The sequence below is a fragment of the Lacibacterium aquatile genome (genome assembly GCF_042683105.1).
GTDB classification, from domain to species: Bacteria; Pseudomonadota; Alphaproteobacteria; order Elsterales; family Elsteraceae; genus Lacibacterium; species Lacibacterium aquatile.
The window spans coordinates 97,780-116,958 of the sequence record NZ_JBHUIP010000014.1; the positions used below are offsets into that span (position 1 = coordinate 97,780).

General features: G+C 58.8%; 18 protein-coding genes. 11 read left to right on the top strand and 7 right to left on the bottom strand.

The features are described 5' to 3' along the window. Positions 1-2: 2 nt before the first annotated feature. Positions 3-605 (bottom strand): polysaccharide biosynthesis/export family protein, encoded by a 603-nt coding sequence (locus ACFSM5_RS17550; RefSeq protein WP_379877833.1) that lies wholly within the window; start codon positions 603-605, stop codon positions 3-5. Between ACFSM5_RS17550 and ACFSM5_RS17555 the strand changes: the two genes are divergently transcribed. The 4 genes from ACFSM5_RS17555 (at position 595) to ACFSM5_RS17570 (ending at position 5,812) form a co-directional block, all read left to right on the top strand. Further along, positions 595-1,500 carry a metallophosphoesterase gene (locus ACFSM5_RS17555; protein WP_379877834.1) on the top strand — a complete coding sequence of 302 codons (906 nt, stop codon included), beginning with the start codon at positions 595-597 and terminating at the stop codon, positions 1,498-1,500. The two genes, ACFSM5_RS17550 and ACFSM5_RS17555, sit on opposite strands and share 11 nt — an antisense overlap. An 86-nt stretch (positions 1,501-1,586) precedes the next feature. Beyond that, positions 1,587-2,954, top strand: a complete 1,368-nt coding sequence (locus ACFSM5_RS17560; RefSeq protein WP_379877835.1) for an outer membrane beta-barrel protein — start codon at positions 1,587-1,589, stop codon at positions 2,952-2,954. A gap of 25 nt (positions 2,955-2,979) precedes the next feature. Then, on the top strand, positions 2,980-5,223 hold the full coding sequence (locus tag ACFSM5_RS17565) for a polysaccharide biosynthesis tyrosine autokinase (RefSeq protein WP_379877836.1): 2,244 nt from the start codon (positions 2,980-2,982) through the stop codon (positions 5,221-5,223). Between the two features lie 40 nt (positions 5,224-5,263). Beyond that, positions 5,264-5,812: a hypothetical protein gene (locus ACFSM5_RS17570; protein WP_379877837.1), complete on the top strand. Its 549-nt coding sequence runs from the start codon at positions 5,264-5,266 to the stop codon at positions 5,810-5,812. On the opposite strand, the gene ACFSM5_RS17575 is transcribed toward ACFSM5_RS17570, so the two are convergent. Together ACFSM5_RS17575 and wecB are read right to left on the bottom strand one after the other, a co-directional pair. Then, positions 5,809-6,918 carry an O-antigen ligase family protein gene (locus ACFSM5_RS17575; protein ID WP_379877838.1) on the bottom strand — a complete coding sequence of 370 codons (1,110 nt, stop codon included), beginning with the start codon at positions 6,916-6,918 and terminating at the stop codon, positions 5,809-5,811. The two genes, ACFSM5_RS17570 and ACFSM5_RS17575, sit on opposite strands and share 4 nt — an antisense overlap. 236 nt (positions 6,919-7,154) lie before the next feature. Beyond that, positions 7,155-8,372 carry a non-hydrolyzing UDP-N-acetylglucosamine 2-epimerase gene (gene wecB, locus ACFSM5_RS17580; RefSeq protein ID WP_379877839.1) on the bottom strand — a complete coding sequence of 406 codons (1,218 nt, stop codon included), beginning with the start codon at positions 8,370-8,372 and terminating at the stop codon, positions 7,155-7,157. 44 nt (positions 8,373-8,416) lie between these two features. Between wecB and ACFSM5_RS17585 the strand changes: the two genes are divergently transcribed. The 6 genes from ACFSM5_RS17585 (at position 8,417) to cysC (ending at position 15,546) form a co-directional block, all read left to right on the top strand. Continuing rightward, positions 8,417-9,715, top strand: coding sequence for a hypothetical protein (locus ACFSM5_RS17585; protein ID WP_379877840.1), 1,299 nt, complete (start codon positions 8,417-8,419; stop codon positions 9,713-9,715). Then, on the top strand, positions 9,700-10,947 hold the full coding sequence (locus ACFSM5_RS17590; protein WP_379877841.1) for an O-antigen ligase family protein: 1,248 nt from the start codon (positions 9,700-9,702) through the stop codon (positions 10,945-10,947). Before ACFSM5_RS17585 ends, ACFSM5_RS17590 begins: the two co-directional genes overlap by 16 nt. An 11-nt stretch (positions 10,948-10,958) precedes the next feature. After that, on the top strand, positions 10,959-12,017 hold the full coding sequence (locus ACFSM5_RS17595; RefSeq protein WP_379877842.1) for a glycosyltransferase family 4 protein: 1,059 nt from the start codon (positions 10,959-10,961) through the stop codon (positions 12,015-12,017). Positions 12,018-12,087: 70 nt separating this feature from the next. Further along, entirely contained in the window at positions 12,088-12,852 is a 765-nt protein-coding gene (locus ACFSM5_RS17600) for a hypothetical protein (protein WP_379877843.1), read from the top strand. A gap of 4 nt (positions 12,853-12,856) precedes the next feature. Then, a complete protein-coding gene (gene cysD / locus ACFSM5_RS17605) occupies positions 12,857-13,756 on the top strand; it encodes a sulfate adenylyltransferase subunit CysD (protein WP_379877844.1) in 900 nt (299 codons plus the stop codon). Then, positions 13,756-15,546 carry an adenylyl-sulfate kinase gene (gene cysC / locus ACFSM5_RS17610; protein WP_379877845.1) on the top strand — a complete coding sequence of 597 codons (1,791 nt, stop codon included), beginning with the start codon at positions 13,756-13,758 and terminating at the stop codon, positions 15,544-15,546. Before cysD ends, cysC begins: the two co-directional genes overlap by 1 nt. On the opposite strand, the gene ACFSM5_RS17615 is transcribed toward cysC, so the two are convergent. Together ACFSM5_RS17615 and ACFSM5_RS17620 are read right to left on the bottom strand one after the other, a co-directional pair. Then, complete coding sequence (locus ACFSM5_RS17615) at positions 15,522-16,250, bottom strand: class I SAM-dependent methyltransferase (protein WP_379877846.1); 729 nt, start codon at positions 16,248-16,250, stop codon at positions 15,522-15,524. The two genes, cysC and ACFSM5_RS17615, sit on opposite strands and share 25 nt — an antisense overlap. Positions 16,251-16,525: 275 nt before the next feature. Continuing rightward, positions 16,526-17,122, bottom strand: coding sequence for a TetR/AcrR family transcriptional regulator (locus tag ACFSM5_RS17620; protein WP_379877847.1), 597 nt, complete (start codon positions 17,120-17,122; stop codon positions 16,526-16,528). Positions 17,123-17,281: 159 nt separating this feature from the next. Here ACFSM5_RS17620 and ACFSM5_RS17625 point away from each other — a divergent pair, with 159 nt between their 5' ends. After that, positions 17,282-18,037: an SDR family NAD(P)-dependent oxidoreductase gene (locus ACFSM5_RS17625; protein ID WP_379877848.1), complete on the top strand. Its 756-nt coding sequence runs from the start codon at positions 17,282-17,284 to the stop codon at positions 18,035-18,037. An 82-nt stretch (positions 18,038-18,119) separates the two neighbouring features. On the opposite strand, the gene ACFSM5_RS17630 is transcribed toward ACFSM5_RS17625, so the two are convergent. Both ACFSM5_RS17630 and ACFSM5_RS17635 read right to left on the bottom strand, forming a co-directional pair. Beyond that, entirely contained in the window at positions 18,120-18,485 is a 366-nt protein-coding gene (locus ACFSM5_RS17630; protein ID WP_379877849.1) for a hypothetical protein, read from the bottom strand. 161 nt (positions 18,486-18,646) lie between these two features. Further along, on the bottom strand, positions 18,647-19,174 hold the full coding sequence (locus ACFSM5_RS17635) for a hypothetical protein (protein ID WP_379877850.1): 528 nt from the start codon (positions 19,172-19,174) through the stop codon (positions 18,647-18,649). Positions 19,175-19,179: the final 5 nt, after the last annotated feature.

A 19,179-nucleotide genomic window follows, 5' to 3' on the forward strand; every position in this document is an offset into this window, starting at 1 on the left:
ATTTAGAAAGCTCGCTCCAGTACCCGAACGATATCGCCGGGGAGGATCGGCGTGCGTTCGGTAGCGCGATAATCCTTCTGCTGGCCGTTCACCATACGCACCAACACGACATCGCTCTGGCGGGCGCGATAATCATAGCCGCCGGCACGGGCGATGGCGGACAGCACGGTCATGCCGTTGCTGTAAGGAAATTCGCCGGGCTGGCGCACTTCACCCAGCACATAGAAGGGGCGGAACGTCAGGATTTCGACATTGATCCGCGGTTCCTTGAGGTACCCGTCCTGCTTAAGCTTTTCCTCGATGCGTTTTGAAAGCCCCTGCACAGTGGTGCCGCTGGCCGCAATATTTCCGATGAGTGGCATCGAGATGGTTCCGACAGTGTCGACCAGGAAGTCGCCCGACATGTTGCTTTCGCCGAAGATCATGATGCGCACACGGTTGCCCGGCTCCAGCAGATAGCCTTCAGCGGGGTTTGCGGCGGTCATCGGCGCGTTTTCGCTTGGCATCGAAGGGCCGTTCGCGCAGGCCGCTAGCGCGGCGCCCAGGCACAGCGTCAGCATCGTAACACGGGCCTTGCCCAGGAGAACGGAAAGCTTGGATGCCATTGCCATGCGACCTTATGTTTGTTTTGCCGTTCGTGAAGACTTACAGCCTCGCGATGGAAAGTATCCAGAAATAATGGATGATTTGGAAATCCTGACAGGGAAACTGGAGGAAACCTGGGCAATGTTTGAGCGTTTAAGACGCTTGTGGCCGAAGCAAGAATCTGTCCGGGAATGTGTGGTCCCGATAGGGCGGCGTGTCTATGTCATCGGCGACATCCATGGGTGCCGCGACGAATTGGAGCGCCTTCATGACCGTCTCGCAGCCGATTGGGAACTGGCGTCGGCGAAGGGGTGCACCATTGTTTATCTCGGTGATTATATCGACCGGGGGCCCGATAGCCGAGGAGTGATCGGGACGCTACTCGGCCCTTCGCCGATAGCCGGGGCAGAGCGGATATTTATAACCGGCAATCATGAACAGGCGATGCTCGACTTCCTGCAGGCGCCCGAGAGTAATCCCCATTGGCTCGATTTCGGCGGGATGGAAACTTTGGCGAGTTATGGGGTACGGCGCAGCGCGGTCGGCAGTCGGGGGCGGCAGGAACTGGCGGAGCGTATGGCGGAGGCTATGCCGGAAAGCCATAGAGTTTTCTTCGAGAGTCTCGCTCCCTATCACCGAATCGGGGATTATTTCTTCGTCCACGCTGGTGTGAGGCCAGGGGTATCGCTGGATCGTCAGGTGCCGGACGATTGCTGCTGGATTCGCGGGGCTTTTCTCGAATCGCGCCAATGGCACGGGGCAATGATTGTTCATGGACACACGGTAACCGATCAGCCAGACGAACGGGCAAATCGGATCGGGATCGATACGGGGGCTTATGCCAGCGGTGTGTTGACGGCGCTACGGCTTGAAGGAAATCAGCGTTCTTTCTTTCAGACAGGGTTAAGTCGTTAAAATTAACGGTTTCGTGCCGTGACAAAAAAATGCATTCATAGCAGGAGCCTGCACACGGGTGCGGTCGGGTCAGGGAGAAGAAAAGCGTGAGTCGGGAACAGGCGAGTGGCCTCACAGCACGAAACGACGCCAAGCTGTCGCGTTCGAAGATTCTTCTTTTGTCTACTGCTCTGTTGATGATGTCGGGCGGCGCTTTTGCACAGACGGCCGTAAATACCTCTCCCTCAGCCGATCCGCGCCGCCAAGATGGGGCGCGTATCGTGACGCAGCCCAATACATCGACCAAGCTCGACCAGACTCAGGACGCTGACGACCTGAGCCAGTCTTACCAACCCAAGGGCATAAACCTAGGTAGTTTTTTGCTGCTACCCAAGGTTGAGTTGGATGAGACGTTCAATGACAATATATACGCCGAAGAAAACGGCAAGAACTCCGACTTTATCACCTCGTTGCGCCCCTCGTTCCGGCTGCAGTCGCAGTTGCCCCAGCACGCTCTAAATTTTTTCGGCGAACTCGAAGGCAATCGCTACGCCAAATATAATGACGACAATACGATCAATGGCCGGGCGACGGCTGATGGGCGTTATGATTTGTCGAGAACGACTCAGCTTACCGGCCTTGCCGACTTCAACGCCTATCACGAAGAACGTGGTTCAGATGATGATGTCAACGGCGAGAAGCCGACTGCGGCTCGGAGCGGTCTTTTCAAGCTAGGCGGCAAGACCCAGGCGGGGCGCTTCACCTTCTCGACTGAAGGCAGCCTGGATCGCCGAGTCTATGATGACGTTACAACGTCTCTCGGCACCCAAATTAATAATGCCGACCGCGACCGGATCGAGATGGTCGGGACTCTGCGTGGCGGTTACGAGTTCTTTCCGGGGTATGCTGCGGTGATCGCCGTAACCGGAAATAAACGTACTTACGACGATAAATTCGACGATAATGGTTTCGAGCGCGACAGCAAGGGTTACCGCGTTGAAGGTGGTGTCGGTATCGATATCAGCCAGCTGATTCGCGGTGATTTCCTGATCGGTTATCTCTCGCAGAAGTACGAGGATCCGGGGTTGAAAGACCCCAAGGGGCTCGCTCTCAGAGCGACCTTCAATTGGACGCCGTCGCGTATGACGCTGGTGGTTCCATCGCTTGAGCGGTCGGTCATGGAAACAACCATCGCCGGTACATCAAGCGTGGTGCGCACTTCGGGTAGCCTGATGGTGCGTCACGAGTTGGCCCGGAATATCCTGGCTACCGTCTATGGCGGTCTTTATTTCGACGAATATAGCGGTGTTAGCCAGGATGCCCTGACTTGGGAAATCCAGGCTCGCTTGACCTACGCCTTCACGGAGAATGTGTTTGTCAGCGGCGAAATAGGTCACAAGTCGAAGGATAGCGATTTTCCGGCTCGCAGCTTTGACCAAAACTTCATTGGTGTGCGGCTAGGCTTACAGCTCTAGGTTGGTCGCAAATAGGTCGAAAAGCGTGGCACAGGAAGAGGCCGTGAAGGCGCCGTCGGCGCGGACGGATCAGATCGCGGACAAGGTCAGATGGGCGCGCGGCGTTCTTTGGCGTGGCAAGGGGCTGCTGCTTGCTGTCCTGCTGTTACTGCTTGTACCTACTTTCGTCTATCTTCAGCAGGTCCGGCCGCAATTTACGGCGGGAGCGGAGATCTTGATCGAGGCGCCGGATGGCGCTGATACGTTGCTGGACAGGAATAGTCTTGGCCGGGCCCGCCTAAGTGATGCCTCGATTCTGACCGAATCGCAGGTGCTTGCCTCTACTCCGTTGGTGCGGCGGGTAATTGAGAAGCTGCAGCTGGCGCAAGATCCCGAATTCAATGCCCGTCTGCGTAAGCCGACAGGCTTCGATCAGACGATCCAATGGCTTAATCCTGTCAGTTGGCTGCCCGAGGAATGGCGCGCTTCTACGGCGGATCAGGCGAATCTGTCCCCTGATGCGCGGGCGGAGGTCGAGCAGGCCCGCATCACCGGGGTTTTCCTCTCGCGTCTTACCGTGCGTCCGCAGCGCCGGTCTTTTGTGATTGAGGTGACATTCGTCTCTGAAAGCCGTGAGAAAGCCACCCGAATTGTCAATACGTTGGCCGAGCTCTATGTGCTTGATCGTTTGGAGGCAGGGTTCGACGAAACTCGCCGCATCACCTCTTGGCTTGGCGAACGTTTAGAAGGACTGCGCCGCGACGTTTCGGCCGCCGAGGCGGCGGCGGAAGCCTATCGTGCCGCCAATGGCCTGCGCCGCACGAATGAACGTCAGGGCACGATCAGCGATCAGCAACTCACAGAGCTTAACTCCCGATTGGTTCTTGGCCGCGCAGATATGGCCCAGAAGCAGGCGCGTCTCGAGCAAGTTCGAGCGTTGGCGAGAGGCCGCGGCAATGTTGAGACCGCCTATGATGTACTGCAATCGCCCTTAATTCAGCGTCTGCGTGAACAGGAGGTCAGCCTTCAGCGTGAGATGTCGGAAGCGTTGAAGACCTATGGCGACCGGCACCCACGCCTAATCGCTTTGCGTGCCGATGTTCAGGAGATGCACGCCCGTATCGCACAGGAAATTGAGAAGATCGCAGCGTCGATTGCCAATGAATTGGAGGTGTCGGCGACCGGCGTCCGTACTTTGGAGCGGTCGATTGGGGACCTGCGCAGGGTGTCCGATAGTGCCGGCGGAGCGGAAATACGTTTGCGCGAGCTGGAGCGGGATGCCGATACCAGTCGCCAGCTTTATGAAAGTTTCCTTGCCCGCTTCAAGCGCGATGCGGAACAGGAGCGTATCCAGCGCGCCAACGCCCGTGTGCTATCGCCTGCCACCGTGCCAACTGCGCCCTCCTATCCACGCAAGCCCTCGATCCTGATCGGTGTCTTCCTGCTGGCTCTGGCTCTTGGCACCGGCCTTCTGTTCTTGCTGGAAAAGCTGGATAGGGCCGTTCGTTCCAGCGACGAGGCCGAGGATCTGACCGGACTTCCGGTCTTTGCCGCCATTCCGCTGCGCCGCCAGAAGGGTGATCAAACGATTGAAGACGAGGTGGTGCAGCGGCCACGCTCAGCCCTTGCCGATGCATTTCGCACATTGCGCACCGGCCTTGTTCTCAGCGCTGATTCTGTCGCCGATGCCAAAGTGGTGATGATAACCTCCTCGGTCCCTGAAGAGGGTAAGAGCTTTACGGCATTGAGTCTCGCGCGCCTCTTCGCCAAGTCCGGTGAGAAGGTGCTCCTGATTGACGGCGATCTGCACCGCCCGCGCTTGCACCAGTCGCTGAAGCTGGCTGGCGAGATTGGCCTGATCCAGGTCCTCGGCATGGGAGTCCCCTTCGATCAAACCGTGGTGCGGGATAACGTAGGCGAGTTGGATTTTCTACCGGCTGGTAAGGCGCCGGCTGCCCAGCAGGCCGAAATGTTCAACGATCAGGCCATGCCAAAGCTGCTAACCGAATTGCGTGAGCGTTATGATCGTATCATCCTGGACGCGCCTCCGGCCCTGGCTGTAGCGGATACTCGCTTGTTGGGCTGTATGGCCGACCGTGTGCTCTACATGATTCGCTGGAATAAAACCCCCCGCGATGCGGTGCGAGCCGGCATCAAGCTCTTGCGCGAGTCGCGCGCGCCGCTGGTTGGCGTTGCGCTTTCCAAGGTCGACCCCCGTAAACACGCCCGCTATGGCTATGGCGATTATGGGCAACACTACGGTCGCTATGGCGCCTATTACGCAGACTAAAAATCGGGCGCCCGGCCGACTGTGGGTGGGGGGCGTAGCGATGCTGGCGGGGGTCGGATTGCTGGCGTTGGCAGTGCCCCGGTTGATGTCGGGTCTGGCAACGCTGGAGGTAAATGCCGGCGATGCAAGCGCCGACCATATGGCCGCTGCTGTGCGGGCCCTGAATCGGGCGACCAGTCTTGTGCCGAACGGTGAATTGATGATTGAGCGGGCCGCTCTGGAACTGCGCTTGGGTCGGCCGCCTTCGGAAATCATCCCAATACTGCAGGAGGCCCTGGGCCATAGTCTGGCTAACCCGAAAGGTTGGGCATTGCTTGCGAGCCTGCTACGGAGTGAGGGAGATGTTCCAGGTGCGGTCCGCGCTTTGCGACTATCATTCCTTACAGGGCCGGTTGTGCCGGAGCTGATGGCCGGGCGCTTGGAACTTGCCCTCTCTCTGCTCGATGGGATGAACGGTGAGATGCTTGAGTTGACAGCCCGGCAGGTCCGGCTTGCCTGGAAGATCGATTCAAAGCCGATCATATCACTGATACAGCGTCCGGAATTGACTGGTTTCCTGACCCAGGCATTAGGAACGGAACAGGATTAGGCCTGTACGCTGCGACTCCAGGATTGTGCGACGCCAAGCCCTAGCAGAAAGGCAAACAGCACCGCGATGGCCGGGATCTGCAGGCTGAAATCGACCAGTCCGTGACCTGCCAGCAGCACCGCTGCGGCTAGGGCGAGCGCTGAGTATTCCTTGTCACGCTGCCGGGTGATGACCCCCTTCAAGCAGAGGCTCAGCGGAATCAGGATCGCAGCATAGAGCAGCATCGCACCGGGAATTCCGAGGCCGACCAAGACTTCCAAATGGATGTTATGGGCAAAGTCATAGATTACCGGGCGAGGCAAACTGGTATCTCTATAAAGTCTGAAACTTTGCTCGAAAGCACCATAACCGTGACCCATTAGTGGGGCTTCGGCGATCGCATTGAGGCTTAGACGATAGAGCTGGCCGCGATCACCCTGGATTTCCGTGCTTTCGGCCAGGCGGGTGAGAGTCGCCTCACCGCTGACAGCAACCGCCAGCCCGCCGACCAGCAGGGTTATGGTCGTCAGCCCCCAGGCCACTCGCGCAGAGAGTAATCGGCCGAAGCCGAACAGCGCCAACAAGAACAGGATCGCGACTGCCGTAGCGAGAAAGGCACCACGCGAATGGCTGAGCAGCAAAGCAGTACCGAGAAGCCCTAACCCAACAAGATAGGGAGCGGTGCGGTTCAGCAGCAGTTCCGCGGTATCGCGGGCGCCTCGTCGACGTCCCCGTTCTTCCGCCATGGTGCCAGCTGCAACGGCCAGGCAAGCTAGCAGTCCGAGGCCAGCATAGGCCCCAAAGGCATTGCGATTTACGAACGTCCCTGTGACGTCACCGATATAGGCCCATTTCTGAAACCAGAGGATCGTATCGGAGCCGATGAAATAGAGCGCCAGCCCATAGGCTGCTTGGATAATCGCCAGGATAGCGACTGCCTTTAGACCGTTACGGGCACGGTTGCGGTCTCGACCGACCTGTAGCGCTAGCCAAAAGACCCCACCATAGGCCAGCAGGCGCATCAGGGCTGTGAGTGTAGCGGCGGGATCGAGGCTAATCGCACCGCTAGATGCGCCACTTTCCGCCCACAGCGGATGATGCCAGGAGACGGGAGTCCAACTGGCCATCTGTACAACGATCCACCCTATCAGGAGCGCGAAGGGGGCTAGTGTCCCCCATAAGCGCGGCCATCCGACAGGAAGCCGCACCCGACCGCTGGCCCAAAGCCACCCCCAGAGCAGCAGCAGAACGCCGGTCGCTGTCGCCAATAGGCTCCAGGCCCAGGGGCGATGACTGGCAAAGGGGATCGGCACTAAGATCAGAAGCCCCACGAGCAGCCTGAAAAGAAGGTCGTTGCCGGTCATCAGGGGCTTGGGACAACCGGTGATGTCGATGGCAGCAAGGTGCTGATCAGGCTGTTGACGATTCGTTCGGCGGCCTTGCCGTCGCCAAAGGAAGCATGCTTGCGAGCCATTGCGCTGCGGGCTGCGTGATCGTCCAAGAGATTATTGGCAGCCTCAAAGATGGCGTCGCCATCGGTGCCGACCAGTCGTCCGTTGCCACCGTCAAGCACCTCTGGCCGCTCGGTGCGTTCGCGCAGAACCAGGATTGGCCGACCGAGAGCGGCCGCCTCTTCCTGGATGCCGCCGCTGTCGGTTAGGATCAGGTCGGCACGCTGCATCAGGGCGATGAAGGGGAAATAGTCCAGTGGCTTTATGACCCGTACCGGGCTGAAATTGTTGCGCAGTCGGTCGGCCAACTGCATCACTTGTGGATTGGGGTGGGCTGGAAAGACCACCAGCGTGTCTTGGCGTTCGGCCAGCCGAACGAGCGCCGCACCGATCTCTTCAAGGCGACGGTCGAGGTTCTCGCGGCGATGCACGGTGGCCAGAACCAGTTTGCGGCCTTCAACCTCGGCAAGCAGGTCGTTCACGGGACTGATCAGTTCTGGCGTTTCGCGGACCCGATCGAGGGCATCGTTTAACGCATCGATTACAGTGTTGCCGGTTTCAACAATTGCCGCCGGATCGATCCCCTCGGCTTCGAGATTATGGCGGCTTCGCGGGGTCGGGGCGAAATGGTAGGCCGCGATCTTTGCGACCAGCCGACGGTTCATCTCTTCTGGCCAGGGCTGATTGATATCGCCACTTCGCAGGCCCGCTTCCACATGGGCGACCGGAATACGCATCTGGAACGCGGTGAGGGCCGCCGCCATCGCGGTGGTAGTATCGCCTTGAACAATGACCAAGGATGGGGCCTCTCGGGCCAGAAGGCTGCCAAGGTCTGCAAGAATTCGGCTTGTAAGGCTTGCAAGGCTTTGATTCTCCGCCATGAGATCTAGATCCCAGTCAACAGGGATATCAAAGGCGGAAAGAGCTTGAGACAGTAGTTGGCGATGCTGGCCGGTGAGGCAAACTTGGACCTTGAAGGCCGGCACCCGCATCAAAGCGCGCACCACGGGGGCCAGTTTAATTGCTTCTGGTCGTGTCCCGATGACTATCAGAAATTTCTCGGTCAAGATAAGGTTTTGACTTTCCAGCGATTTAGCAGATCTTACACGCTTGTTTCTACGCCCGGGCATGATGTTATGGCGGGTGCATCCTGGGCAAGCCTTAATTCCGTCATATGATGAACGATCAAAAGAGTTTTCGAGATTTCCAGGCCGATTTGTCGGCAGAGTTTGGTCTCGAAATCTTGGGCGTGCGGCACGAACTCTATTTCACGGCCCGGCGTCAGGGAAAATGGCAGCCCAAAGTCTTGCAGGCTTTGCGGGCGCTCTCGGCCCTTGCCTTGACGATCTTTGATCTCATGCTGCGCCCCGGTCCGCGCCGGGTGGATCGGCAGTACGATGGTTTCCTGGTCGCGAGCCTGCCTGGAGACAATGGGTGGCAATCCCTACGGCCACTGCTGCATCAGGCGCAGGCAGCTCAGATGAAAGTCGCTGCCCTCTGGCATCCTCGTGTAGGGCGGAAGGATCCGGTGGGGCAGGTTGCCGTCTATTGGCTGCCACGGCCGTCATTGGGGGAACTCTGGTCGGCCTTGCGTTCCGGGTTGCCCTATTTGCGTCGACGACATCCGACAGTGGGCTCTGTGGCTGCGGCGGTGAGTGTGGCGCGCTGTCAGTTGTGGAGAGCGGCTTGGCGGAGATTGGCGCTGCAAAATCCTGCAGCCTTGGTCCTGCATAATGACTTCGATCTAATGGGGGCTGCTGCAGTCGCAAGCGGATTGCCGTGCATGGTCATACAACACGGCGTGCCCACCGATGAGTTTTTCCCATGCAGCGCCGAAATTCAGGCGGTCTGGGGGAAGACCAGCGCTGCCGCCTTCAAGCCTCAACTCTTGCCTAGCCAGCGCTTATTGATGGATGGGCTTGGGCGGATAGAGCGGATGCCGCCATCAACGTCGGCGGCGGCACCGGACGAAATTGTGCTTTTGTCTCAGACACACACTGATCTTTATGGTGTCGATATTAAGAGGCAGCTATTTGCTTGGGCATCAGACATTCAAGCATGCGGATTGCCGCTTTCGATCTGGCTGCACCCCGCTGAAGCGCCGTCTGCTGGCCCCTATCTGTCAGCCAGAGCGGCGCCGCACCCAGGTCTCAAAACAGTCGTCGGCGCGCCCAAGCTGGTGCTGGCGCTCTCCAGCACTGCGCTGATCGAGGCGGCGTTCGCCGGGCATTATGTTGTTGGGCTGGCAGGTGATCTGCCCGGTAGTTTGGCCGCGCAATTGGTCGCGCGCCCACCGACACGTGTGGCGGACGTCGATGCCTTGGCAAAGCTTTGGTCGGAACTGCAAGCCTCCGAAGCTGCGCGGGCTCGGCTGGCGAAGGCGGGGCGGGCCTGGGTTGAGGAAGGTTTCGCGCCGACTGGCGCTGCGCAGGCAGAATGGGTAAGGATGGCGGCGCGATGTTCCCGTTGCTGATTATTTATCTCTTTTCTGCACTGTTCACTGACATTATCGCTGCCAGCCTATATGCGGCTTTCGGCCTGACGGAGGTGAATTATCTGCGCCTTGGCCGCGAAGGACTCGCCTTCGCGCTGTTCATAGCCGGGTTTCTCAATGCGCCCTGTCCACCCCGCGTGCGATTATTGACCAGCGTCTATTTTGCTTTCATTGCAGTTTATAGTTTTGTTGGTTTCAACAATGACATGGGCCTGGCCTTGCTTGCAGGTTCGGCTGCGAAACTTGCTTTCCCCATTTTCCTGATCTTCGGAGCTATGGGGGCAATCGAAACCCCGCGTCAGATGATGGTCCTTTGTTGGAGCATTGTTTGTCTGGCGCTGACCTCTTTGTTGTTTGGCCTCTGGGATATCCGACACACCGATTTCTGGGCGGAGACCATCGATTACGGCAGCTATCTCTATGAGGTTAAGGGCGTTCTCATCGGCTACCTTGAAGAATATATGCTGCCCTTCAATTTTTTCGGTTTTGAAGGAGCTCGCCGCGCTGCGGGATTGGTGGCGGCGCCTTTGGCGCAAGGTTCAGTTCTCGCTACTGCCGGCGTATTGGCTTTTGCTTTATGGCGCGAGAAGCAGCCTTGGCTGGCGGTTGCTGCGCTCGGTATCTTCTGCTTTGGCATTTATCAGAGCGGCACACGCGGGGCGCTGTTGATCGTGCTGTTGGCAATCCCTGCTTTCCTGATCGTCAGCACCCGGCGGGTCAGCGGCGCGGTCCGCGACCTGATGCTTGTTGGCCTGCTGGTACTGGCGGGGGCGGAAGTGATCAGCTTCATCTATGATTACACCGTCAATCTCGATGATGGCTCGACCATCGGTCATCTGACCGCCCTGCAAGACAATCTCGCGGGCTTAGGACAAGTCGTGATTTTCGGTGCTGGGGTGGGTGAGGCCGGGGCGGTGACGGCGGATGCTGGTGAGGAGATCGCCGGCGGCGGTGAAGGCGCCCTCTTTACTATCATTTACCAGTTGGGTCTGCCGGGCGGCATTGTTTTCCTCGCCCTTTATAGTGTTATGGCCTGGCAATTGCTGAAGACGCGGCGGCAGGCAGGAGATCTCAATTATGCAGTGCTTGCCCTGATGATCGGAGCAGCTAGTAGCATGGTGATCTCAGAACATATTTTCAGCGTTTCCGCCATGGCGCCCTTCTGGTTATTAGTGGGTGCCAGCTTATCGCTCGCCCGGCGCTACGAGTAGAGGGCGATTGCATGAAGGTGCTCCACGTCTATAAGGAGTTTCATCCTGACCGCAGTGGGGTTGCCCGTCATATCGATGGTCTTGCTCGGCACAGTCGCAGCCTCGGTATTGACGCTGCCGTCTATGCCCAGAAAGGTCATGCGAGGCATCCGGAGCTCGATATCACGATCGGCGATTGGCGAGGGCTGATCTCTGCCGTGCGCCGAGCGGATGTCCTGCACCTTCATGGCGCACGTACTCCGATCACAGCCTTCGCGGGCCTGCTTGCCCAGTTGTTGGGGCGACCGTTCCTTTACACGCCCCATTGCTATTACGATAGCGTCTCGCCTTTACGGCGGATGGCCAAGCGGATATGGGATCGGATCATCGAGCGCCGGTTGCTGATCGGGGCGCGAGCGACCATCCTGCTGGATGAGGTGTGGCTGGAGTATCTGGCAACCCGTCATCTGCCCGTCGCCCATCCCGTGATCGTACCGAACTGCGTCCTGGCCGAGGATGTGTTGGCGCGGCGACCCGCTGAAGCATCGGGGAAATTGACCGGGAGCCTGGCTCTACTATCCATCGGCCGGCTGGTTCCGGTGAAGCGCCTCGGCGATATCATCGCGGCCCTTGCCTTGCCGGGGCTGGAGGGGACGATTTTTCATATTATTGGAGAGGGGGAGACGCGACGGGAGCTAGAACAGCAAGCGATTGATCTTGGAGTTGGCGATCGGGTCGTTTTTCATGGCGGCTGCGACGATTTGGTGGCCGCCAGAATGACGTTGGGGGCGGATGTTTTCGTACTGCCGTCCGAGCGCGAGGGTGGTCCGACGGCTGTGATCGAGGCCTTGATGTTCGGTTGTCCAGTGATCGCCAGCGATATACCAGGCACCCGCGCGATTCTAGCGAAGCTCGCGACGGGCAGTTTGGTCCCTCTTGGCGATATATCCGCTTGGGCTGCTGCTTTGACAGCCTTGCCCTTGCCGGTCACGGAGGCGGTGCACAGTCGCTTGCTGGCCCTCTATAGCTGGGAGGCGCGAGCGGCAGATATCGTGGCGCTCTATCAGCGGGGAAAAGAGCCTCCTGCATGAACGGTTTTCTGTTTATTTCCGGGTCCTATGCCCTCACAATGGTGGGCATCGAGTTGAAGGGTGGATTGTCATGGTGATGCGGGTCTTGAGGCATTCGGCGCTGGTCGCCTTTCTGGCGTCAGCCACGTTCGGTTCGAGTGTCTCGGTCGTTTTGGCCCAGACCGCTCAGATCCAGCTTCCTCCGGCCTTGCAGGCATCCGTTCAGTCGGGCAATGCCCAGGCGATCCAGCAAGCTATCATGACCTTAAGCGCTGGCAATCCCACCCAGGCGGCTAATTTGGCTGCTGCTGTTGTCGCCCGCGCCGAACAACTGCTTGCGACCAACCCGCAGGCTGCGGTGGCTGCGGCCGGGGCAGCGCTCGACGTTGTGGCGGCCCTACCAGTGCAGACAGCCGGTCCCCAGGCGACCCTGACAACGGTGACCACGGCTGCCCGTATCTTCGCAGCGCCCCAGGCCCAGCAGGTCGCGCCGCAGGAAGTGGCCCAAAATACGGTCAAAGCAACCCAGATCGTCGCGAACCCAACAGTTTATTCGGCAAGTCCACAGGCCGCTATCCAGGCGATGAGTGCCCTTTACGGCGTTGCACAGTCTGCCGTTCTGCTGGCTAACGTGCCGAATTTGCAGGCCAATGTCGTCCAGCTTCTATCGACTGCCTCGCAGTCTAATGCGCTCAATAGCGCCAATGCCGCGAATAATGCCCAGATCCAGCAGATCTTGGCGCAGGGCGGTGATGATGTTCGGCGCAATCTGAACGACGGCGCGACGGGGGCCATCAACCCATCGGAAAGCCCGCTCCGGATCGAAACGGAACGCAACCAGGCGAGCCCGACCTGATCTTATGGCGCTTTCCCATCTTCGCCGGTTAGAGGCGGAGAGCATAAGGATACTGCGTGAGGTGGCGGCCGAGTTCGAGCGGCCGGTCCTGCTCTATTCAATCGGCAAGGATAGTTCGGTCCTACTCCATTTGGCGCGCAAGGCTTTCTATCCGGCGCCCTTGCCCTTTCCGTTACTTCATATCGACACGACTTGGAAGTTCCGGGAAATGATAGCTTTCCGGGATGCCGCTGTTACTGCGGCAGGGGTGCGGTTGATCGTGCATACCAATGCCGACGGGCTGGCGCAGGGGCTCGCTCCTTTTGGCGAGCGGGCAGTACTCTATACTGATGTGATGAAGACGCAGGCATTGCGACAAGCGCTTGATGCCCATGGTTTCACCTGTGCAATCGGTGGTGCCCGGCGGGACGAGGATTCCGCCAGGGCAAAAGAGCGGGTGATTTCACTACGGTCCCGCAGTCACGGCTGGGACCCTCGCGGTCAGCGACCCGAACCCTGGGGCCTGTTCAACTGCCTGCTGCCTCCTGGGGGAAGCGCGCGAGCTTTCCCGCTCTCCGACTGGACCGAAGGCGACGTCTGGGACTATATCGCCGAAGAGGGGGTCGAGGTGGTGCCACTCTATTTCGCGGCTTTGCGACCGGTTGTGCGACGCGAGGGGCGTTGGATTTTGGTGGATGATTCTCGCCTGCCGCTTGAACCAGGCGAGGTGCCAGAGATGCGATCGGTTCGCTTTCGGACACTCGGTTGTTACCCGTTAACGGCAGCCATCGAGTCGGTCGCCTCTACGGTGGAAGATATTCGTAGCGAACTCGTCCTCAGCCCATATTCCGAACGTCAAGGACGCCTGATCGACCGGGATGGAGCCGGGGCGATGGAGCGTAAGAAGCGCGAAGGATATTTCTGATGGGACCCGATACGCTGCGACTGGTCGCCTGCGGCAGCGTAGATGCCGGAAAATCCAGTCTGATTGGTCGGTTGCTATTTGAAGTCGGAGGGATCGAGGCGGACCGGCTGGGCGATTTGGGGGCCGATCCCGATTTCTCCCGCGCAACCGATGGTTTGTTGGCCGAACGGGAGCAAGGGATCACCATCGATGTCGCTCACCGCTCTTTCCGCACGGCGCAAAGGGTCTATCTGCTGGCAGATGCTCCGGGACATGATCGCTATACCCGCAATATGGTGCATGCGGCTTCAACCGCCGATTTGGCCTTGCTTGTCGTCGATGCGACCGAAGGTGTGACCCTGCAGGGGTTCCGCCATCTCTTTATTGCCCGCTTGCTAGGGGTGCGGCAGTTCCTGGTTGCGATCAACAAGATGGATCGCGTGGCTTATGATGGAGCCCGGTTCGCGATGCTTTCGGAGCAGCTGGCGATCTGGCTCACCCCTGAATGCAGGTTGACGGTCGTTCCAACCGTGGCGCCCCATGGTGGTAATCTTCGTCACCCAGCGCCGGAAATGCCGTGGTATGAGGGGCCAACCCTGCTTGATGCTCTCGCCGTGGCTGACGTATCGAGGGCGCAGGCGGCTCTACGGATGCCTGTCGAATGGGTTGGACGGGCAGATGAGACCCGCTTCTATGGCATGAGCCTGCGCAGCGGAAATCTGAAAGTCGGAGACAAGGTGTTGGTCCAGCCTCAAGGGGGACTGGTCCAGGTGAAGCGCATTGCCGTGGGATGGGAGGCAGTAAACGAGGCCTTCGTAGGGCAGGCCGTCAGCATCAGTTTTAATGAAACAGTCGATGTCGGTCGCGGCGACCTTATCAGCGCTGTTGATAGTCCAGCGACCGTCAGTCAGGGAGTGGATGCCTTTCTAATCTGGATGGGTGATGCGTCTCTGGTGCCGGGGCGTCGCTATCGTCTGAAACTTGCAACTCGCACAATCACAGCGGTGGTAAGCGAGATCTTGTGCTGCCTTGACCCAGAAAGCGGGAGAGAAACTCCCGCAGATCGCCTCGGCCTCAATGAGATCGGGCTTTGCCGGCTGGCGTTCGAAAATATGGTCGCGTGTGATCGCTATTGCGATAACAAGGCTACGGGAAGCTTCATCCTAATCGACCCGATAACGGCGGAAACAATCGCCGCTGGTGTGATTGTTCAGGCGCATGGTACGCGCAATATCCCTTGGCAGACTATGGGTGTTGACCGCGCGGCTCGTATCAAGCTGACGGATCAGCGACCGCGCGTTCTGTGGTTCACCGGCCTTTCTGGGGCAGGAAAATCCACCCTGGCCGATCTGGTTGAGCGCCGACTTCATGCAGCGGGACGGCTTACCTATTTATTGGATGGTGACAATCTGCGTCACGGCCTGACCCGAGATCTGGGGTTTAGTGAAGCCGACCGCGTTGAGAATATCCGCCGGGTGGCGGAAGTGGCCCGGATGTTCCTTGATGCGGGGCTGATTGTACTTGTCAGCCTAATCTCGCCTTATCGCGCTGACAGGTTGGCTGCCCGAGAGCGCATGGTAACCGGGGACTTCATTGAAATCTTTGTCGATACTCCTCTTGAGGTTTGTGAAGAGAGGGACCCCAAGGGCCTCTATATCAAGGCACGACAGGGGAAGATCACGCATTTTACCGGCATCAGCGCTCCTTATGAGGAACCGGTAGCACCGGAGATCCATCTGCAAACGGTGGGCAGGACACCCGACGAACTTGCTGACCGAGTCGTTTCCTACCTGAATGGCAATTTACGATAGATGCCGCCATCCGCCAGAGCGGGGTGCCGTCGGTCGTCGCGGCCATAGATCGGAGTGGCAGGGTCGGGTGGGGACGCAAAGGCGAGCTCAAAATCAGCCGAGGCGGCCGTGTCCGTGAAACGAAAGTTTGAATAAGACAAGGCCAGATACCCTCCAGGCTTTATCACGCGGGCCAGATCGGTGACGGCTCTCTCGAAATCGTCGAAATGTAGCCATGGGCTGCAGGCTTCCGGAGCATTCTGCAGGGCTCCGTGGCGAAACACCGCCATAGCGAAGACTGCATCATAAGAGGATGATTGTTCATTCTTGGTGGAGGCGGTGTTGATAAAACTAATCCTGTCACCAAGGTTCAAATCTGCCGCACGCCGCTGCGCCACCTTGATGCGGGTGGCGTCGATATCTATCCCCTTGATGTGGGCCTGATTGAAGTAGTGGGCGAGTGTGAAGACTTCCTCCCCGGTGGAGCAGCCGAAGGACAGGATATGATTTTCCCTTCTATCGGCAACCATGGCGCGGATATGCGAGAATATCTTGGGATAGCGATCTTCCCGAGTATTGCCATAGGGTTGGAAAAGCCCCGGTGGTCGCCGCAGCATTAGCAGGGCAGAGCGCCTAGTCTCGAAACTTTTGATCAGATGATAGAAGAGGCGGAGTGCTCCGAAAAACGGTAGGGCCCGAAGCCGAAGGCGCCAGTCATCCGTCATTTCCAGCCTTCCACGAAGCGCCAATTGGCAGACCCCGTCCAATTGTTGTCATAGACTTAATGACCCATGCATCGCTGTCTTCGGCTTATAGGGGGCAGCGGGCTTCTATAGCTGCAGCGTTGACACGCGACAAGCCAGCCCCAAAACGTGGAACGCGAGTTTTTTTGTGACTCTTCCTCACAGTTCACGGAATGGGAAGAAGGATCGACGACAGGTCGAGTTGTCCGGCACCAGTGCAAGCCGCAGTTCTTCTCGGTGGATACCGATCAGGGTACTCAAGCGCCCGCGCTTCCGGTCGGCCACGAGGCGAGTGCCTGCTCTGCCACGGCTTTCAGCACATCGCTGCTGAAGCCTGCTTTGGCCTGGACCGCCATGCCGTGCAGCACTGCCATCACGAAGGCTGCCAGGACATCGGGCTTGGCGGTTTCGGGCAGGTCGCCCTCGATCCTAGCCTTTTCGAACCGCTCCCGAAGCTGCGCCTGACCCGCCGCGCGGGCCTCTACCAGCGCTTGCCGCACGGGCTCGGCCTCATCCGATCCCGCCAGGACTCCATTGATGCCCAGGCAGCCCGTATGGTCGGGGTAGCGCGTGTTCAGGTCGATGGCGCTGTAGAGGATATGGGCGACTGTCTCGCGCGCCGTCGGCAGATCGAGCGCCTTCGGAACATAGTCCAGGTAGCGCTCGTAATAGCGGACCAGGGCCAGGCGGAAGAGCGCCTCCTTGTTGCCGAACGCAGAATAGAGCGCGGGCCGCTCCACTCCAGCGGCCTCGGTCAGGTCTGCGTAGGACGCGCCCTCGTACCCCTTGCGCCAGAAAACGCAGAGCGCGGCGTCGAGCACTTTCTCCTCGTCAAATGCGCGGGGACGGCCCATCAGCTGAATTTCTCCTGTTTCATAACGATCATTATTAAACCCATTGACAGCCGATGTCCAATTTCATACCTATCGATATAGTAATGATCGTTATGAAATTGGTTTTGCCGCTCACCGGGATGCGGCGATGCCTTGTTCGTTCACAGAAAAGGGCTTTCCATGTTGAACTTAATGAAGGGCAAGGTCGCGCTCGTTACCGGCGGCTCGCGTGGTCTAGGGGCTGCGGTGGCGGAGGCGCTTGCCGACCAGGGCGCTGATGTCGCGATCAGCTATGTCGCATCGGCTGAAAAGGCCGAAGCCGTGGTTGAGAAACTGAAGGCGAAGGGCGTGCGAGCGCTCGCGATCCAGAGCGATCAGGCGGATATGGCCGCCGCCAAGCCGCTGGTCGACAAGGTGGTGGCGCATTTCGGCAAGCTCGACGTGCTGATCAATAATGCGGCCATCGCCGTACAGGGGAAGACGGTCGACGATCCCGACCTCGATACGGTCAATCTCGATCGCCAATGGCAGGTCAATGTGATGGGGGCGGTCGCGACGACCCGTGCCGCAGCCTCGGTCCTGCCCGATGGTGGCCGGATCATCTTCATCGGCTCGCTCCTCGGGACCCGAGTGCCGTTTCCCGGCGTCGCCGATTATTCGGGAACCAAGGCTGCAATTGCCGGATATGCGCGGGGCGTCGCCCGCGATCTAGGCTCGCGCAACATTACGGTGAATGTGGTTCAACCCGGCATCATGCCGACGGATATGGCGGCGGATGTGCGCGACAACCTGCCCGACGCCGTCATGGATCTGCATCTGATCCGTCGCATTGCAACGCTAGAGGAAGTCTCCGCCGTCGTCAGTTTCTTGGCGGGGCCACATGGGGGCTATATGAGCGGCGGCGTGATCGACGTGGCCGGAGGCCTGGGAACCTGAGAATAGCCACCGCGTGATATTGAAAAAGGATGGGGTGGCGTTTACCCGCCATCTCATCCCCGGGGACCTGTCTGCTCCCGCGTCAGTGAATCGGCGCCATCTTCATGATGTTCGCCGACAGGGCCTTGGCGAAGACGTAGATGATGGGCATCGACGAAAGGCCGATGGCGATCGCGACGATCTTCTGCATCGTGCGACGTGCTTCGGAAAAGGGGGGCTGATATCCAGGGCCGGGCTTTCTGGCGGGGGCCGGTGGAGCGACCTTCTGCGCAGGCGTATCGGTTTCTGCGTCGTCGAAGATGGAGAAACCCGAGATGGCTGACCGCAGGCGCGATCCCGAGCCGTCTTCCTTAGAACCAGTATTATTGGTCGGAGAGGTATTCTTCGAGCGGTTGTTGTGAATAACTGGCTGCTTGTCCGGCTTGAACTGGTCGCTGCGACGATACATCAAGGCTTCTCCTGGTTTCGAGAAGCAGCATAAGAACTATTTTCTTGAAATCAAAATTCGCTTTTTTATCGCAAAACTCTCTAAAATTAACTGTTTATGCCGCGTTAGTAATTGTTGTGAGTTTTTTAACGAACTAATTATTTAATCGTTAACGTGAACACTTAATCGAACGGGCGCTGCCCGTGCTGATGGTCCTCGGCGATAGTGGCATGGGGGTGCAGGCAATCCTTTGCCGCCGTGCTGAGATCCAGCAGGCGCCGATAATAATCGGCGATCACAGCCCGATTTGGGGCCGTATTCGGGACGAAGAGTATGCCGCGATCATCGCAGTCGCTGCTGATGTTGAAGATGCTCAATGTCTGCCGGGCGTACGCATGGAGATTCCGGGCGGCCTGCGAGACGGCGGGGTCCGCATGCAGATCCTCGAGATCATCCAGCTCGAAGAAGACCGGCGGCGTATAGAAAAAGGTCAGGACCTCGCGCTGGTCCGTTGCGATCAGATCCAGAATGCGTTGGGCCATCGCCCCAACATCCCGGGCATTGAGGAAGATATGGTTCAGTCTTCCCTGTGGCGGGCCCAGGCTTTTGCGCGGTGTCTCGGATGCCGGCGCCGGCTTGCGGAGCGACAACAGATAGCCGGCGCCGATGAGGGCAAGGATCGCGCCCGCGATCAGAAGCTTGTTGTCCACGGCCC

What these genes read in the sequence shown, in the direction of transcription:
- wecB (WP_379877839.1), bottom strand. Translation starts at nt 8,372, where the DNA reads ATGCCCGGGCGTAGAAACAAGCGTGTAAGATCTGCTAAATCGCTGGAA.
- cysC (WP_379877845.1), top strand. Translation starts at nt 13,756, where the DNA reads ATGGGACCCGATACGCTGCGACTGGTCGCCTGCGGCAGCGTAGATGCC.
- ACFSM5_RS17615 (WP_379877846.1), bottom strand. Translation starts at nt 16,250, where the DNA reads ATGACGGATGACTGGCGCCTTCGGCTTCGGGCCCTACCGTTTTTCGGA.
- ACFSM5_RS17625 (WP_379877848.1), top strand. Translation starts at nt 17,282, where the DNA reads ATGTTGAACTTAATGAAGGGCAAGGTCGCGCTCGTTACCGGCGGCTCG.
- ACFSM5_RS17600 (WP_379877843.1), top strand. Translation starts at nt 12,088, where the DNA reads ATGGTGATGCGGGTCTTGAGGCATTCGGCGCTGGTCGCCTTTCTGGCG.
- ACFSM5_RS17585 (WP_379877840.1), top strand. Translation starts at nt 8,417, where the DNA reads ATGATGAACGATCAAAAGAGTTTTCGAGATTTCCAGGCCGATTTGTCG.
- ACFSM5_RS17575 (WP_379877838.1), bottom strand. Translation starts at nt 6,918, where the DNA reads ATGGCCAGTTGGACTCCCGTCTCCTGGCATCATCCGCTGTGGGCGGAA.
- ACFSM5_RS17570 (WP_379877837.1), top strand. Translation starts at nt 5,264, where the DNA reads ATGCTGGCGGGGGTCGGATTGCTGGCGTTGGCAGTGCCCCGGTTGATG.
- ACFSM5_RS17550 (WP_379877833.1), bottom strand. Translation starts at nt 605, where the DNA reads ATGGCATCCAAGCTTTCCGTTCTCCTGGGCAAGGCCCGTGTTACGATG.
- ACFSM5_RS17595 (WP_379877842.1), top strand. Translation starts at nt 10,959, where the DNA reads ATGAAGGTGCTCCACGTCTATAAGGAGTTTCATCCTGACCGCAGTGGG.
- ACFSM5_RS17590 (WP_379877841.1), top strand. Translation starts at nt 9,700, where the DNA reads ATGTTCCCGTTGCTGATTATTTATCTCTTTTCTGCACTGTTCACTGAC.
- ACFSM5_RS17630 (WP_379877849.1), bottom strand. Translation starts at nt 18,485, where the DNA reads ATGTATCGTCGCAGCGACCAGTTCAAGCCGGACAAGCAGCCAGTTATT.
- ACFSM5_RS17620 (WP_379877847.1), bottom strand. Translation starts at nt 17,122, where the DNA reads ATGGGCCGTCCCCGCGCATTTGACGAGGAGAAAGTGCTCGACGCCGCG.
- cysD (WP_379877844.1), top strand. Translation starts at nt 12,857, where the DNA reads ATGGCGCTTTCCCATCTTCGCCGGTTAGAGGCGGAGAGCATAAGGATA.